At 69.7% G+C, this 16,463-nt stretch carries 13 protein-coding genes; 10 read left to right on the top strand and 3 right to left on the bottom strand.

The genetic code is table 11. The features are described from left to right. Positions 1–7: 7 nt before the first annotated feature. Positions 8–1,978 (top strand): ATP-dependent DNA helicase, encoded by a 1,971-nt coding sequence (locus tag OIE74_RS09290; RefSeq protein WP_329380665.1) that lies wholly within the window; start codon positions 8–10, stop codon positions 1,976–1,978. Positions 1,979–2,049: 71 nt separating this feature from the next. Here the strand turns inward: OIE74_RS09290 and lexA are convergent, their stop codons facing one another. Beyond that, positions 2,050–2,835 carry a transcriptional repressor LexA gene (lexA, locus tag OIE74_RS09285; RefSeq protein ID WP_189109009.1) on the bottom strand — a complete coding sequence of 262 codons (786 nt, stop codon included), beginning with the start codon at positions 2,833–2,835 and terminating at the stop codon, positions 2,050–2,052. 556 nt (positions 2,836–3,391) lie between these two features. On the opposite strand from lexA, the gene nrdR reads away from it, so the two are divergent. After that, on the top strand, positions 3,392–3,901 hold the full coding sequence (gene nrdR, locus OIE74_RS09280) for a transcriptional regulator NrdR (RefSeq protein WP_329380662.1): 510 nt from the start codon (positions 3,392–3,394) through the stop codon (positions 3,899–3,901). 252 nt (positions 3,902–4,153) lie between these two features. Then, positions 4,154–7,048: a vitamin B12-dependent ribonucleotide reductase gene (locus OIE74_RS09275; RefSeq protein ID WP_329380660.1), complete on the top strand. Its 2,895-nt coding sequence runs from the start codon at positions 4,154–4,156 to the stop codon at positions 7,046–7,048. Between the two features lie 78 nt (positions 7,049–7,126). On the opposite strand, the gene OIE74_RS09270 is transcribed toward OIE74_RS09275, so the two are convergent. Continuing rightward, entirely contained in the window at positions 7,127–7,654 is a 528-nt protein-coding gene (locus OIE74_RS09270) for a TerD family protein (RefSeq protein WP_329380657.1), read from the bottom strand. 217 nt (positions 7,655–7,871) lie between these two features. Between OIE74_RS09270 and OIE74_RS09265 the strand changes: the two genes are divergently transcribed. The 4 genes from OIE74_RS09265 (at position 7,872) to OIE74_RS09250 (ending at position 12,192) form a co-directional block, all read left to right on the top strand. Further along, the gene (locus tag OIE74_RS09265) at positions 7,872–8,477 is read left to right on the top strand and encodes a YdbC family protein (RefSeq protein ID WP_329380655.1); all 606 of its coding nucleotides are present in this window, start codon (positions 7,872–7,874) and stop codon (positions 8,475–8,477) included. A 56-nt stretch (positions 8,478–8,533) separates the two neighbouring features. Continuing rightward, complete coding sequence (locus OIE74_RS09260) at positions 8,534–9,193, top strand: histidine phosphatase family protein (RefSeq protein WP_329380652.1); 660 nt, start codon at positions 8,534–8,536, stop codon at positions 9,191–9,193. A 12-nt stretch (positions 9,194–9,205) separates the two neighbouring features. Next, positions 9,206–10,123 carry an ADP-ribosylglycohydrolase family protein gene (locus OIE74_RS09255; protein ID WP_329380649.1) on the top strand — a complete coding sequence of 306 codons (918 nt, stop codon included), beginning with the start codon at positions 9,206–9,208 and terminating at the stop codon, positions 10,121–10,123. A 215-nt stretch (positions 10,124–10,338) separates the two neighbouring features. Continuing rightward, complete coding sequence (locus OIE74_RS09250) at positions 10,339–12,192, top strand: DUF4153 domain-containing protein (RefSeq protein WP_329380646.1); 1,854 nt, start codon at positions 10,339–10,341, stop codon at positions 12,190–12,192. Positions 12,193–12,286: 94 nt separating this feature from the next. Here OIE74_RS09250 and OIE74_RS09245 read toward each other — a convergent pair whose 3' ends face one another. Then, positions 12,287–13,840: an MFS transporter gene (locus OIE74_RS09245; RefSeq protein ID WP_329380643.1), complete on the bottom strand. Its 1,554-nt coding sequence runs from the start codon at positions 13,838–13,840 to the stop codon at positions 12,287–12,289. Between the two features lie 131 nt (positions 13,841–13,971). Here OIE74_RS09245 and OIE74_RS09240 point away from each other — a divergent pair, with 131 nt between their 5' ends. The 3 genes from OIE74_RS09240 to OIE74_RS09230 all read left to right on the top strand — a co-directional run bounded on the left by OIE74_RS09240 (position 13,972) and on the right by OIE74_RS09230 (position 16,365). Then, the gene (locus OIE74_RS09240) at positions 13,972–14,598 is read left to right on the top strand and encodes a TetR/AcrR family transcriptional regulator (protein ID WP_329380640.1); all 627 of its coding nucleotides are present in this window, start codon (positions 13,972–13,974) and stop codon (positions 14,596–14,598) included. 189 nt (positions 14,599–14,787) lie between these two features. Then, on the top strand, positions 14,788–15,498 hold the full coding sequence (locus tag OIE74_RS09235) for a ribonuclease HII (RefSeq protein WP_329380637.1): 711 nt from the start codon (positions 14,788–14,790) through the stop codon (positions 15,496–15,498). A 213-nt stretch (positions 15,499–15,711) separates the two neighbouring features. Next, positions 15,712–16,365, top strand: a complete 654-nt coding sequence (locus OIE74_RS09230; protein ID WP_329380636.1) for a hypothetical protein — start codon at positions 15,712–15,714, stop codon at positions 16,363–16,365. The last annotated feature ends 98 nt before the right edge of the window (positions 16,366–16,463 follow it).

The following is a 16,463-nucleotide window of genomic DNA, read 5'->3' as shown; positions in this document are numbered from 1 at the left end:
TCGAGCTATGACGAAGCCATCTCTCTCCGAGCTCCTCCATGCCGCCGTCACCGCTGTCGGCGGTGTGGAACGCCCAGGCCAGGTCACCATGGCCGAGGCAGTCGCGGAGGTCATCGACGACAACTCCCATCTGCTCGTGCAGGCCGGCACCGGCACCGGAAAGTCCCTCGGCTATCTGGTGCCCGCGCTGGCGCACGGCGAGCGTGTCGTGGTGGCCACCGCGACCCTGGCCCTCCAGCGCCAGCTCGTGGAGCGTGACCTTCCGCGCACGGTCGACGCGCTGAGCCCCCTGCTGGGGCGGCGGCCCGAGTACGCCATGCTCAAGGGCCGCTCCAACTACCTGTGTCTGCACCGCCTCAACGAGGGCGTGCCGCAGGAAGAGGAGGACGGGCTCTTCGACCAGTTCGAGGCGGCGGCCCCCACCAGCAAGCTCGGCCAGGACCTGCTGAGGATGCGGGACTGGGCGGACGAGACGGAGACGGGCGACCGCGACAATCTCACGCCGGGTGTCTCCGACCGGGCGTGGGCGCAGATCTCCGTGTCCTCCCGTGAGTGCCTGGGCGCGACGAAGTGCGCGTACGGCGCCGAGTGCTTCGCCGAGATGGCGCGCGAGCGGGCCAAGCTCGCCGATGTCGTGATCACCAACCACGCGCTCCTGGCCATCGACGCCATCGAGGGCGCCCCCGTCGTCCCGCAGCACGAGGTGCTGATCGTCGACGAGGCCCACGAGCTGGTGTCGCGGGTGACCGGCGTCGCCACCGGCGAGCTCACCCCCGGCCAGGTCAACCGCGCGGTGCGCCGCGCGGCCAAGCTGGTCGACGAGAAGGCGGCCGACTCGCTCCAGACGGCCGCAGAGACGTTCGAGCGGCTGATGGAGCTGGCGCTCCCCGGCCGGCTCGAAGAGATCCCCGAAGACCTCGGCTACGCGCTGATGGCCCTGCGTGACGCCGCGCGCACGGTGATCTCGGCGATGGGCGCCACCCGCGACAAGTCCGTGCACGACGAGGACGCCGTACGTAAACAGGCTCTCGCGTCCGTCGAGTCCGTCCACACCGTCGCGGAGCGGATCGCCAACGGCAGCGAGTGGGATGTGGTCTGGTACGAACGCCACGACCGGTTCGGGGCGTCTCTGCGGGTCGCCCCGCTCTCCGTCTCCGGCCTGCTGCGGGAGAAGCTCTTCAACGAGCGCTCGGTGGTCCTGACCTCGGCCACGCTGAAGCTCGGCGGTGACTTCAACGGCGTCGGAGCGTCGCTGGGGCTGGCCCCGGAGGGGACCGAAGGGGAAGACGTACCGCAGTGGAAGGGCATCGACGTCGGCTCGCCCTTCGACTATCCCAAGCAGGGCATTCTCTATGTCGCCCGCCATCTCTCCCCTCCGAGCCGGGAGCCGTCGCGCGGCGACATGATGGACGAGCTCGCCGAGCTGGTCGAGGCGGCCGGCGGCCGCACGCTCGGGCTGTTCTCGTCCATGCGGGCCGCTCAGGCGGCGGCGGAGGAGCTGCGCGGCCGTCTCGACACGCCGATCCTCCTCCAAGGGGAGGAAACCCTCGGCGAGTTGATCAAGGCGTTCGCGGCCGACCCCGCGACGTGTCTGTTCGGCACACTCTCGCTCTGGCAGGGCGTGGACGTCCCCGGGCCGAGTTCACAGCTGGTGGTGATGGACCGGATTCCGTTCCCGCGCCCGGACGATCCGCTGATGAGCGCGCGCCAGAAGGCGGTGGAGGAGGCCGGTGGCAACGGCTTCATGTCCGTGGCGGCCACCCATGCCGCCCTGCTGATGGCCCAGGGCGCCGGCAGGCTGGTGCGGGCCTCGGGGGACCGCGGTGTCGTGGCCGTACTGGACTCGCGGCTGGCGAACGCGCGGTACGGCAGCTATCTGCGGGCCTCGATGCCCGATTTCTGGTACACGACGGACCGCAACCAGGCCCGTCGCTCGCTCGCCGCGATCGACGCGAAGGCAAAGGCGGACGGCCAGTAGCCGGGGCGGGCACAGCGAGGCCCCGGGACCGGCGCAGTGAGTCCCGGGGCCGGCCTGGAGCCGGCGAGCCCTCACACCCGCCGCAGGACCGCCACAACCTTGCCGAGGATCGTCGCGTCGTCGCCGGGAATCGGCTGGTACGCCGCGTTGTGCGGGAGCAGCCAGACATGGCCGTCCTCGCGCCGGAAGCGCTTGACGGTGGCCTCGCCGTCCAGCATCGCGGCCACGATGTCCCCGTTCTCCGCCACCGGCTGGCGGCGGACCGTCACCCAGTCGCCGTCGCAGATCGCCGCTTCGATCATCGAGTCTCCGACGACCTTGAGGACGAACAGCTCGCCGTCACCCACCAGTTGGCGGGGGAGCGGGAACACGTCCTCGACGGACTCCTCGGCGAGGATCGGCCCACCTGCCGCGATCCGGCCGACGAGCGGCACATACGACGCGGCGGGCTTGCCCGTCGTGTCCGTCTGCTGGGTGCTCGGCTGGTCCGACCCCCGGACCTCGTACGCCCTCGGCCGGTGCGGATCCCTGCGGAGGAATCCCTTGCGCTCCAGAGCCATCAGCTGATGGGCGACCGAGGAAGTGCTGGACAGGCCGACGGCCTGGCCGATCTCCCGCATCGACGGGGGATATCCCCGCCGCTGAACGGAGTCACGGATGACTTCGATGACCCGCCGCTGCCGGTCCGTGAGACCGGAACTGTCCGCCCGGATTCCAGGAGGTCGGCCGGGCAGCGAACGGGTGGGCTTTACGCCCTCCGGATTTGCGGCTGCGTCATTCATGGCATGCACCGGCTCGAGTCGGCTCTGGGAGCGGTCCTGGGCGGTAATGGTGGCGCTGTCTGCTGCGGTGGTCACGTCGGCCCCTCTCGAAATGTTCTCCCTAGCTGGACAACGGTAGTTGCTTTCGAAAGGTTGCGCCAAACACACGTTCGAGTGAAAATCCCCGGAAGCGCTGACGCGACTATTTCGGCGGTGTATGTGGCGCGTATTCGGCACCCTCCGCGCGACCCGTCGCGGCGGTCGGCCACGGTCCGTCCAAGAGTCGTCCACCGCTCGCCGAGGGATTGTGGAGGCAGTGCCCACCGCTCTCACGGAAGGGCCGACGGCGCCCCCAGTGTCTCATCGGGCGGCCCGGGATCGCGGTACCTTCCGGGCTCCCGTACTCTCGTGCCCGGCCCGCTCGCACCGAGCGCCGCAGGGCCGCCGATCCCTCGCCCGCCGCGACACGCGCGACCGTCCCGAAGCGTGCGCGAGCCCCACATGTAGTGGTTGGATTGGCTCAGTCGCCCAGAAGTAGTGGTCCCGGGTCTTTCCTCGCCGAGGTCATCGCTTATGCTGGAGACCGCTTCGTACGGCCCGCCCAGGGCCCGTCGGGGCTTCTCAGTCGTGCTGTGAAGGAGGGTCGGAAGCCATGCACTGCCCCTTCTGCAGGCACCCCGACAGCCGTGTCGTCGACAGTCGCACCACCGACGACGGGACGTCCATCCGGCGCCGCCGTCAGTGCCCCGACTGCTCGCGCCGTTTCACGACGGTGGAGACCGCCTCGCTGATGGTGATCAAGCGCAGCGGAGTCACGGAGCCTTTCAGCCGTACCAAGGTCATCTCCGGAGTGCGCAAGGCGTGCCAGGGGCGACCGGTCACCGAGGACGCTCTCGCCCAACTCGGCCAGCGGGTCGAGGAGGCGCTGCGCGCCACCGGCAGCGCCGAACTGACCACCCATGATGTTGGGCTGGCCATACTCGGCCCCTTGCAGGAGCTCGACCTCGTCGCGTACCTGCGCTTCGCATCCGTATACAGGGCGTTCGACTCGCCCGAAGACTTCGAGGCCGCCGTGGCGGAGCTCCGCACGCGGCCTCCTGGAGAGAAAGGCGGGGCCGGCGAGACCCCCGGGGTCCCCGAGCCCGTCACCGCCGCCGACTGACCGGACACCGGCAGCGGCAGCGGCACCGGTCACACCGACTTGTCGGTGACCACCGATCGGTCATCGATGGATTATCGATCGGTTACCGACCTATCGCGACAGCTCAGCGACCGATCATTGTCGATCGGGCGCCCAGCGGCGATGAGACCCGTCATGAGCGCCCCACGCGGCGCCCGTGGCGACGGACACATCACTGTGCCAAGGGAAGAACGTGGCACTTCAGGGCGTTTTCGCCTGTATATGGGAGGCGGCATGACAGAGACGGCGAGCGGTCCGACGGCGCGAGGATCCCGGAGCAAGGGAGCCAAGACCGGCAAGGGCCTGCGTATCGAGCGAATCCACACGACCCCCGGCGTGCATCCGTACGACGAGGTGGTCTGGGAGCGCCGGGACGTCGTCATGACCAATTGGCGCGACGGGTCGGTCAACTTCGACCAGCGTGGCGTCGAGTTCCCCGGCTTCTGGTCGGTGAACGCGGTCAACATCGTCACCAGCAAGTATTTCCGCGGGGCTGTCGGCACGCCCCAGCGTGAGACGAGCCTCAAGCAGCTCATCGACCGGATCGTGAAGACGTACCGCAAGGCGGGCGAGAACAACGCCTACTTCGCCTCACCCGCGGACGCCGAGATCTTCGAGCACGAGCTGGCGTACGCCCTCCTGCACCAGATCTTCAGCTTCAACTCGCCGGTGTGGTTCAACGTCGGGACGCCGCAGCCCCAGCAGGTCTCGGCCTGCTTCATCCTGGCCGTCGACGACTCCATGGAGTCGATCCTCGACTGGTACAAGGAAGAGGGCATGATCTTCAAGGGCGGCTCGGGCGCCGGCCTGAACCTCTCGCGGATCCGTTCTTCCAAGGAGCTTCTCTCCTCGGGCGGCAACGCATCGGGTCCCGTCTCCTTCATGCGCGGTGCCGACGCCTCCGCCGGGACGATCAAGTCCGGTGGCGCCACGCGCCGTGCGGCCAAGATGGTCATTCTCGATGTCGACCACCCCGACATCGAGAACTTCATCGAGACGAAGGTGAAGGAAGAGGAGAAGATCCGCGCCCTGCGTGACGCGGGCTTCGACATGGACCTGGGCGGCGACGACATCACGTCCGTCCAGTATCAGAACGCCAACAACTCGGTTCGTGTGAACGACGAGTTCATGAAGGCCGTCGAGGCCGGCGGGAAGTTCGGGCTGCGCGCCCGGATGACCGGCGAAGTCATCGAAGAGGTCGAGGCGAAGTCCCTCTTCCGCAAGATGGCCGAGGCCGCGTGGGCCTGCGCCGACCCCGGTATTCAGTACGACGACACGATCAACCAGTGGCACACCTGCCCGGAATCCGGCCGGATCAACGGCTCGAACCCGTGCAGCGAGTACATGCACCTGGACAACACGTCGTGCAATCTCGCCTCGCTGAACCTGATGAAGTTCCTCAAGGACGACGGCAAGGGAAACCAGTCCTTCGAGATCGACCGTTTCTCCAAGGTCGTCGAACTGGTCATCACGGCGATGGACATCTCCATCTGCTTCGCGGACTTCCCGACCCAGAAGATCGGCGAGAACACCCGCGCCTTCCGTCAGTTGGGCATCGGCTACGCCAACCTCGGCGCCCTGCTGATGGCGACCGGTCACGCGTACGACAGCGACGGCGGGCGCGCGCTCGCCGGCGCGATCACCTCCCTGATGACGAGCACGTCGTACAAGCGCTCCGCCGAACTGGCCGCGATCGTCGGTCCGTACGACGGCTACGCGCGCAACGCCGCGCCGCACCAGCGCGTCATGAAGCAGCACGCGGACGCCAACAGCGCGGCCGTGCACGTCGACGACCTGGACAGCCCGATCTGGGCCGCGGCAACGGAGGCCTGGCAGGACGTCATCCGGCTCGGCGCCAAGAACGGCTTCCGCAACGCGCAGGCCTCGGTCATCGCGCCCACCGGCACCATCGGTCTGGCGATGTCCTGCGACACGACAGGACTCGAACCCGACCTCGCGCTGGTCAAGTTCAAGAAGCTGGTCGGCGGCGGCTCGATGCAGATCGTCAACGGCACGGTGCCGCAGGCCCTGCGCCGCCTGGGCTACCAGGAGGAGCAGATCGAGGCGGTCGTCGCCCACATCGCCGAGAACGGCAACGTGATCGACGCGCCCGGCCTCAAGCCCGAGCACTACCCGGTCTTCGACTGCGCGATGGGCGAGCGTTCCATCTCCGCGATGGGCCATGTCCGGATGATGGCGGCGATCCAGCCGTGGATCTCCGGCGCGCTCTCCAAGACGGTGAACCTGCCGGAGACGGCCACCGTCGAGGACGTCGAAGAGGTCTACTTCCAGGCGTGGAAGCTCGGCGTCAAGGCGCTGGCGATCTACCGCGACAACTGCAAGGTCGGCCAGCCGCTCTCCGCGAAGAAGAAGGAACAGGTCGCGGAGAAGGCCGAGGACACCATCCGCCAGGCGGTGGAGAAGGTCGTCGAGTACCGCCCCGTCCGGATGCGCCTGCCCAAGGGCCGTCCCGGCATCACCACGTCCTTCACGGTGGGCGGCGCCGAGGGCTACATGACGGCGAACTCCTACCCGGACGACGGGCTCGGCGAGGTCTTCCTGAAGATGTCCAAGCAGGGGTCGACCCTCGCGGGCATGATGGACGCCTTCTCGATCGCGGTGTCGGTGGGTCTTCAGTACGGCGTCCCGCTGGAGACGTACGTCTCGAAGTTCACGAACATGCGCTTCGAGCCGGCGGGTATGACGGACGACCCGGACGTGCGGCTCGCCCAGTCGATCGTGGACTACATCTTCCGGCGTCTGGCGCTGGACTTCCTCCCGTTCGAGACGCGTTCGGCCCTCGGGATCCACTCGGCGGACGAGCGCCAGCGTCACCTGGAGACCGGCTCGTACGAGCCGTCCCTGGAGGACGAGGGACTGGACGCCGACAGCCTGGTGCAGTCCGCACCGCGCCCGGTGGAGCCGCTGAAGTCCGTGGGGTCGGCGGCGACGTCGAACGCGGCGGAGGCGCCGGCTCCCAGGCAGGCGCACACCTCGGCGGAGCTGGTCGAGATGCAGCTCGGCATCAGCGCCGACGCGCCGCTCTGCTTCTCGTGCGGTACGAAGATGCAGCGGGCCGGGTCCTGCTACATCTGCGAGGGCTGCGGGTCGACGAGCGGCTGCAGCTGATCTCCTGAAGCGGGGCCGCCGGCCACGGCCGGCGGCCCCACTTCGCGTGGAAGGCCCCTGAAGCGGCCGGCGGAGCCGTCAGATTCCGCCCATCTGTTCCGTGAACTCCTGGGGGTCGGCGTCGAAGCCCCGGAAAGCCGGATAGAAGTCCCACTTTCCCAGCTCGTCCCTGGTGAACTCGGCGATCGTCGCCGCCGTCGAGCCCGGGGCGGCGGTGAAGTCGCTCGCCGTCAGTTCCGTGAGGCCCTCGCGGAGGAGGACCGTCGGGCGCGATATGTCGCTGAACGTGCGGCGGCCCTCGCGCTGTTGGATGACGACTCCCACGATCACGCGTACGTAGTCCGCGTTCAGCCGGTCGAGCTCCAGTTTCATCACCTCGTCGGCGCCGAAGCCCTGGCCCGTGCGGCTCTCCCTCTCCAGGATGATCGTGCCGTCGGGGGAGCGGCTGTCGAAGTGCACCAGATACGCCGGACGGTTGCTCGGGGTGTTCGCGGTGTACGTCGCGGCCACGATGTCGAGGTCGTGCGGCGGCCGGCCCAGTTCGCTGGGATCCCATTTGAGGACGACCTCGATCTTCTTGACCCCCCTGTTGAGACTTCTGCTCACCGGTCATCCCTCCGTACGTCCAACATCACTGACCGCAAGGCTAGTCGGCTGGACCGACAACGCACTGCCGGTAACGGCGAGTTGACGCCACATGGCGACGACTCGCCACCCGGTCCCCCCTCGCCCGGCGGTCTCGGCGCGGGATCCGGCGCGGTGCCCGGCGTGCGGACCTCCCGGACCGTGACCTGGGCCACGTTCGGCCCCGTACGATGGCGCGGTGCTGGTCAAGTGGATTCGCTGCACGGTGACAGACCGACGTGGTTTCGAACGCGGGCAGCGCAAATGGGCGGGGCTGCTCGGCGAGCCGGGATTCCGGGGACAGGGCGGGGGCTGGAGCAGGGGGCGGCCGGGGGTGGCGCACGTCTTCGCCTTCTGGGAGAGCCGGGCCTTCTACGACTCCTTCATGGCGCGCTCCCACGACCGGCTGGCCGCCGCGCAGTCGGGCACCTTCAGGGAAGCCCAGGCCAAGCTCTTCGACTACCGCTTCGACGTGAAGACGGGTTTCGAGCCGAAGTTCACCGACGCGGACGTGGTCCGGATCGCGCACAGCAAGGTGCACGAGGACCGCGTCGAGCATTTCGCGCTGATGCAGGAGAAGGTCTGGAATCCGGCGATGGCGGGCTCGCCGGGGATGGTGCGCGGGGTGTTCGGGGACGCCCCGGGCAATGAGTTCCTGGTGCTCTCGATGTGGCAGTCGGCCGCCGAACACGGCAAGTACCGGATCGAGCGGGTCGAGCGGCTGTCGCTCCGTGCGCAGACCGCCGCGGACGTCGCGGCACTGGCGGGCGACGTGGTCGATCTCGAACCCGGCTGGACGGTCTGAAGGCCCGGAGGCCGGTGCCCCGTCAAGATCCACACGACAGGCCCTAGGGTCGAGTCATGGTGAGACCGCGACGCATCGTCCTCGTCCGGCACGGCGAGTCGGCGGGCAACGCCGACGACACGGTGTACGAACGTGAGCCCGACCATTCCCTGAGGCTCACCGAGACGGGATGGCGCCAGGCCGAGGAGGCGGGCGTACGGCTGCGCGAGCAGTTCGGCCGCGAGCGGGTGAGCGTGTACGTGTCGCCCTACCGCCGCACCCATGAGACCTTCCGCGCCTTCGGCCTCGACCCTGAGCTGGTGCGGGTACGCGAGGAGCCCCGGCTGCGCGAACAGGACTGGGGCAACTGGCAGGACCCGGAGGACGTACGGCTCCAGAAGGCGTACCGCGACGCCTACGGGCACTTCTTCTACCGCTTCGCCCAGGGCGAGTCCGGCGCCGACGTGTACGACCGGGTCGACGCCTTCCTGGAGAGCCTGCACCGGAGCTTCGAGGCCGCCGACCATCCCCCCAACGTGCTGCTGATCACCCACGGCCTGACCATGCGGCTCTTCTGCATGCGCTGGTTCCACTGGTCCGTCGCCGAGTTCGAGTCGCTGTCCAATCCCGGCAACGGGGAGTCGCGGACACTGCTGCTCGGTGAGGACGGGCGGTACACCCTGGACCGGCCTTTCGAGCGCTGGCGCACCCCGGAGCCGTACGGCGTCACCGGTTAGAGTGAGGAGGAGATGACCCCTGACACCACACCCCATCCGCTCGAACCGCGCTTCCGGCGCGCCATGGCAAGCCTGCGCGGGCTCTCCGTAGGAGACGCGCTCGGCTCACAGTTCTTCGTCCCCGTGAACTACCCGCTGCTCAAGCGGCGCGAACCGCCGCCCGGCCTGTGGCAGTGGACGGACGACGCCGAGATGGCCACATCGGTCCTGGCCGTCCTCGCCGTCCACGGACGCGTCGACCAGGACGCGCTCGCGCACTCCTTCGCCACGCACCACGACTTCGACCGCGGTTACGGCCCCGCGGTGAACCGCATGCTCCGGCTGGTCAGGGAGGGCGGCGACTGGCGGGAACTGGCCGCCGGACTCTTCAACGGCCAGGGTTCCTGGGGCAACGGCGCCGCCATGCGTATCGCGCCGCTAGGCGCCTGGTACGCCGACGACCCCGAGCAGGCCACGCACCAGGCCGAGATCTCCGCGTACACGACGCATCAGCACCGCGAGGCCGTGGCCGGTGCGATGGCGGTGGCCGCGGCGACCGCCATCGCCGCCGGGCCGGCCGGACCGCCGGCGCCGGGGGACCTGCTCGACGCTGTCATCGCGCTCGTGCCCCGCAGCGCCGTGGGAGCCGGGCTGCGCCGCGCGCGGGACATGCTCGACTACGACGACGCCGGTACGGTCGCCGCGGTGCTGGGCAGCGGCCGGCGTACGACGGCGCACGACACCGTCCCGTTCGCACTCTGGTCGGCGGCACGTTCGCTCGGCGACTTCGAGCGGGCCTTCTGGAACACGGCGCAGGTGGGCGGCGACGTCGACACGAACTGCGCCATCGTCGGGGGAGTGGTGGCGGCGGTGGACATCGGCGCCCCACCGGCGAGCTGGGTGGAGCAGACGGAAGCGCTGCCCGACTGGCTGCCGGCAGGGCCTCGCTGACGGACACCGCGTGTCTTCTTCAAGAGGCGCGCTCCACGCGACTGTCACGGTCCCGCCACAGAGCCGGCTCGGAACGGGCGCTACCGCCGCGTAGCGCTAGCCTCGGCCCATCGCCGCCTCGTTGATCATCCACGGGGCGTGCGCCTAGGTGAGCCCGGGATCCACGCGCCGGCCTGTCGGCGTGCGCAAATGGCACCGGGCGGGGAGGGGGGCCAGTGTCAGACACGCCATCGAATTCGAACGAGGCACCGGAACCGGCAGCAGGTGGGGAGCCGGAGCCGGGCCCGTCGCGAAAGCAGGAGCAGGGGAAGCCGGAGGAGCGGCGCGAGTCGCCGCAGCCGCGTGAGGCCGCCGCGGCGCAGGACATCCAGGACGCGGTGCCCCGCCCGCGTGCCGTACCGGCACAGACGGGCGCTCCGGCGCGGGCCGGAGCCGCGGCGCAGACGCGCAAGGCGTCCCACGGGCCCGCCGCGACGCACACCGGACGCAGGCCGCAGACGCCGCATCCCACCAACTGGCAGCAGTGGCAGCCCGCCAGGAACGATCCTCCCGCCTGGATCGGCGAGATCAGCTCCGACGAACCGGCCCGCATCGGCGTCGCCACCCTCTGGTGCGTCGCCGTCACCGGTCTGCTCAGCGGGCTGCTTCTCGGCGAAGGGCTCGGGCTCAACCTGCTGATCGTGAGCGTCCCGGCCGCACTCGGCGCGTACTTCGCCGCGCGGGAGGCCGGACGGCGGCTGCGCCCCTGGACCCTGGTCTGGGCCGTCGGCGGCCTCGCGCTCCTCTCCGTACCCGCGCTGCGCGACGCCGGCTGGCCGACGTTCCTCGCCGTGACGTCCGCGCTGGCGCTCGGTTCGCTCGCCCTGCACGGCTGTCGCACCTGGCCGGGCGTCGTCCTCGGCCCGTTCGGGTTGTTCGGCTCGCTCGGCACCGGCCTGTTCTGGGGCGTCAGGGGTGTACGGGACCGTGCCGAGGGCTCACGGGGCCGTTGGGCACCCGTCGTCCGTACGGTCGCGGCGGCGGTCGTCCTGCTCGTCGTCTTCGGCGCGCTCTTCGCGAGCGCCGACGCCGCCTTCGCCGATCTGCTCGGCGGACTGACGCCAGATGTCTCCGTCGCCGACGGACCGTGGCGCACGCTGCTCTTCGTCCTCGGCGGCGTGGGCGCCCTGGCAGCCGCGCACACGGCGGCGGCGCCGCTGCACTGGGACCGGATCACCGTACGGCCGGGGAAGGCGCGGAACCGGGTCGAGTGGGCGCTGCCGCTGATCGTCCTCAACCTGCTCTTCGCCGTCTTCATCGGCGTACAGCTCACCGTGCTGTTCGGCGGCTACGACAAGGTTCTGAGCGAGACGGGGCTGACGTACTCCGAGTACGCCACACAGGGCTTCTGGCAACTGCTGGGCGCCACCCTGCTCACCCTGCTCGTGATCGGTCTCGCACGGCGCTGGGCACCGCGCGACGGCGCGCGGGACCGCACGCTCGTGAGCGCCGTGCTCGGGGTTCTGTGCGTTCTCACGCTGGTCGTCGTCGCGTCCGCGCTGCGCCGCATGGACCTGTACGTGGACGCGTACGGGCTGACGCGTCTGCGTGTCTCGGTGGCCGCGATGGAGCTGTGGCTCGGGGTCGTGATCGTCCTGATCATGGCCGCCGGTGTGTTCGGCGGGCGCTGGCTGCCGCGCGCCGTGGCAGTCAGCGGTGCGGCGAGCGTTCTGGTCTTCGGCCTGATCTCGCCGGACGCACTCGTCGCCGAGCGGAACGTCGACCGCTACCGGACCTCCGACAAGATCGACATCGAGTACTTCCAGCAGCTCTCCGCCGACGCCGTACCGGCACTCGACACGCTCCCCGAGCCACTGCGCTCCTGTGCGCTGGAGGGCATCGCCCGCGGACTGGGTGGATCGGACGAGCCGTGGTACGCGACGAGTTGGGGCGAGTCGAAGGCCAGGGACATCCTCGACGACCGGCCGATCAACCCTCGTTGGGAGGAGTGCTCGGCGTTGGGCGCGACGAACGACTCGGTCGGCGGGCGCGACCGGTACGTCGACGGGCACACCGGCGACGGTTACTGAGGGCGCTTCGCCCGGCGGGCCGCGCGGTCCTGCCGGGCGCCGTCACCTCCTGCGTACGGGACGTCCTCCCCCCACGGGGACGTCCCGTACGGGTCTACGCGACCGGCCCGGCGGCGCCCGCCTTTCCGCTGAGCGCCTCCAGGTCGCTCTTGCGTACCCGGACCACCAGCGTCGCCGTCAGCAGTGCCAGGAGCACCATGCCCACGGCGGCCGTGAAGGCGGTCGAGATGCCCTGCGTCAGCACCTCGTGGCCCCAGCGCCCCGGCATCTCGTGGGTCTGGGCGAACTGCGCCTTCTCGGCCGGTGACGCCTCCGCCATGAACGACGGCAGCTGCTTCTCGGCCTCGTTGCGGCTCGCCGTACCGAAGACGGTGACCAGGATGGACAGCCCCAGCGAACCGCCCACCTGCTGACTCGCGTTGAGCAGACCCGAAGCGGCGCCCGCCTCGTGCTGCGCGACCCCGGAGACGGCGGTCAGCGTGAGGGTCACGAAGTTGAGCCCCATGCCGAAGCCGAAGAGGACCATCGGACCGAGCACACCGCTCAGGTAGGAGCTCTCCGGAGTGATCAGCGTCTGCCAGAAGAGTCCGAGGCCGGTGATCGTCGAGCCGACGACCATGAACGGCTTCGGGCCGAGCACCGGCAGCAGCCGCTGCGAGAGTCCCGCTCCCACGCCGATCGCGAGGGTCACGGGCAGGAACGCGAGGCCGGACTGGATGGGGCTGTAGTCGAGTACGTTCTGCACGAACAGCACGATGAAGAAGAACATCCCGAACATGGCCGCGGCCAGGCTCAGCATGATGATGTAGGTGCCCGACCGGTTCCGGTCGGCGAACATCCTCAGTGGCGTGATCGGTTCCTTCGCCCGCGACTCGACGAGGGCGAAGGCGGCGAGCAGGATCACCGCCGCCGCGAACGATCCGATGGTGAGCGAGTCGCGCCAGCCCTCTTCCGAGGCCCGGATGAATCCGTAGACGAGCGAGGCCATGCCCAGGGTGGACGTCGCGGCGCCGGAGAGGTCGAAACGACCCGGGTGGCGCTTGGACTCGCTGATGTACATCGGTGCCAGTACGGCGATCAGCACACCGATCGGCACGTTGACGAAGAAGACCCAGCGCCAGTCGAGCCACTCGGTGAGCATTCCGCCGGCCAGCAGGCCGAGCGCGCCACCACCCGCGGAGACGGCGGCGAAGACTCCGAAGGCCCTGTTCCGTTCGGGCCCCTCGGGGAACGTGGTGGTGATGAGGGCGAGCGAGGTGGGTGAGGCGATGGCGCCGCCGACCCCCTGGAGCGCCCGGGCGGCGAGGAGCTGCCAAGGCTCCTGGGCGAAACCGCCGAGGAGCGAGGCGAAGGTGAAGAGCAGGATGCCGGTCATGAAGACGCGGCGGCGGCCGAGGATGTCGCCCGCGCGGCCACCGAGGAGCAGCAGACCACCGAAGGTGAGCGTGTACGCGCTCAGGACCCAGGAGAGGTCCGTGGTGGAGAAACTGAGGGCATCCTGGATGTGCGGGAGCGCGATATTCACAATCGTCGCGTCGAGTACGACCATGAGTTGACAGGCCGCGATGACGGTCAGCGCGATGCCGGGCCGCCCTTCCCGGCGGGCCGCACCCGGCTCGCGTTCTGCTTCGAGTTGAGAGGTTGTCACTACGAGAGTCCCCCAAGTGAATTAGTGAACGGATGCGTTCACTGTGTCGTCCACGGTAGTGAGTCCCCATCAGTGAACGCAACCGTTCACTGGAGCTGCCGCCTGAATTTTTGCCTCATGGAGATCTGCTGATGGTTACTTCACGCTCGTCGGCCACCGCTCGGTCGCGGACAGTGGTGCCACGACGCCGCGGGCCGGTGCTGGAACGCGCGATTCTCGACGCCGCGTTGGAGCAATTGAGCACGGTGGGCTGGAACGGGCTGACCATGGAGGGTGTCGCCGCCGAGGCGCAGACCGGTAAGGCCGCGGTCTACCGGCGCTGGCCTTCCAAGGAGGATCTCGTCGCCGACGCGCTCGCGTCGGGGCTCCCTTCGCTCGACGACGCCCCCGACCTCGGCGGAATCCGCGACGATCTCTACGCGTTGACCCAGCTGGTCCGGGAGGCGATGTACTCGCGGCCGGGGTGGGCTCTCCGTGCGGTCCTCCACGAGTGCGACCAGTCGTCGTCCGAGCGTTTCCAGGCGCTGATCATGAACGGCGTGATCCAGCCCTCGGCCGACCTGTTCGGGGAAGTCGTGCGCCGGGGTATCCGGCGGGGTGACGTACGGCCCGACGTCACCGGCTCGATGATCTTCGACGTCATCCCGGCCGTGCTGATGTACCGGTCGAAGGTGTGCACCAGCGAATGGCCCGACGCGGAGATCGCGGAGCTCATCGACCAGGTCATGCTGCCGATGCTCCGGTCGTCCTCGGACTGACGCGCGGCTCCGCGGTGAGCCCGCCGACGGGGCGGGCTCCGAGAGGCCGGGACGCGTCGTACTGCCTTGCACCGAGGGCGTGTTGGGGCGTACGGCGCCCGGCGGCGACGGCCGGGGGGAGCGGTCGCGTACGGCCGGGGGAACCCGGGGTGACGCGCGGGCCCCCGGCGGCGTAACCTTGCAAGCGCCATGCCGTACGAACCACCTACCCACGCCGTAGAGCGATCGCTCCGCGCCACCACCGGTGCCAAGATCATCGCTGGTGTCGACGAGGTCGGACGCGGAGCGTGGGCGGGACCGGTGACGGTCTGCGCGGCCGTCACGGGCCTGCGCCGGGCCCCCGTCGGACTCACCGACTCCAAGCTGATCACTCCCAAGCGCCGCGCCGGCATGGCGCGGGAGCTCGAATCGTGGGTGACCGCCCACGCGATAGGGCACGCCTCGCCGGAGGAGATCGACGAGCGGGGGATGACGGCGGCGCTCAGGCTCGCCGCCGAACGTGCCCTGAACGCACTGCCGGTGCGGCCCGACGCCGTGATCCTGGACGGCAAACACGACTACCTCGGCAAGCCCTGGCAGGTCCGGACGGTCATCAAGGGCGACATCTCCTGCGTCTCGGTGGCCGCCGCCTCGGTGCTGGCCAAGGTGCGCAGGGACACGATGATGGCCGAACTGGCCGCCACGTCCGAGGAATGCGAGGGTTTCGCCTTCCACGACAACGTCGGATACCCCTCGCCGGTGCACAAGGCCGCGCTGCTTGAACGGGGGCCGACCTCGTACCACCGGCTCTCGTGGGCCTATCTTGACGCACTGCCCCGGTGGCGCCATCTCAAGAAGGTCAGGATCTCCGCCGGGGCGGAGCCGGTGGAGAGCGAGGGTCAGCTCGGCTTCGACTTCTGACGCGAACGCCCTGACGCGAACCACCTGTTACAACGATCTGCGACGAAGACCTGCCACGAAGACTTGCGTGAACCACCCGACGTGACCGGCCTGTCCGGTTCCGGCGAGTTCGGCCCGTGCACCGCCCCGGGCGTACCCGCCAAGCGATACATATGGCGCAGATGTGCCCACCCCCCGGTGACTTGCGCGTCTGCGTTTGATAGACATCCACCCATGCCTCTCATCCCCGAGGAGTCTCAGATTCACGAGAGTGCCCAGGGTCCGCGCGCCACTCCGGCCACCGGCCGTACCGCGCAGAACCCCCGTCCCGTACCCGGCCCCCGTCCCGTACCCGGCCCGCGTGCCGTTCCGGGGCCGCGGTCCTCGGCCACACCGCGTCCCGGACATCCGGGCCGCGGTCCCGCGAGGCCCGCACCGCCGGAGCGCTCGCAGGCCCCCGCCGAACGGCCCGCGGCCGTCCCGCAGGAGACCCCTTCCGAACCTCAGCTCCAACTGATCCCCGCCTCGGCGGACGGTGCGCTGGACGCCGCCGATGAGGCGGTCGACCTGCTGCTGGACTCCGGTCGCGCGCCGGGCGACATCCTCGTACTCACCACGGGCGAACAGCACCCGTGGGCCGTGCACGAGCTGTCCTTCGGCGAGAACTCCTACTGGGAGCAGCACGACACGGGCGAGGACGTCTTCTTCGCCGACGCCTCGGCGCTGGACCGCGCGAAGGCGCGGCCCGTGGTCGTCGTCGCGCTCAACGGTGGCGACGCCGACACCGCCGCGCGCGTCCTGCCGGCGGCGCGGAAGCAGGCCGGCGCGCTGCTCGTCGTGTGCGGTGACCCGCAGCGGGTCAACTCCGTGCTCGGCGCGGGCGTCTGACACCGGTTTCCCCCCGGCGGAGGGCCGAGGCCGGACACGGCCGCGGTCCTGGTCCGGATCGGCCACGACCCGGCTGCCCCGCGTGGGCGGCCGGGTCG

The sequence above is a fragment of the Streptomyces sp. NBC_01716 genome (genome assembly GCF_036248275.1).
Classification (GTDB): Bacteria; Actinomycetota; Actinomycetes; order Streptomycetales; family Streptomycetaceae; genus Streptomyces.
The sequence above is the reverse complement of the archived record's forward strand: the minus strand, read 5'-3'. Positions and strand labels throughout refer to the sequence as shown.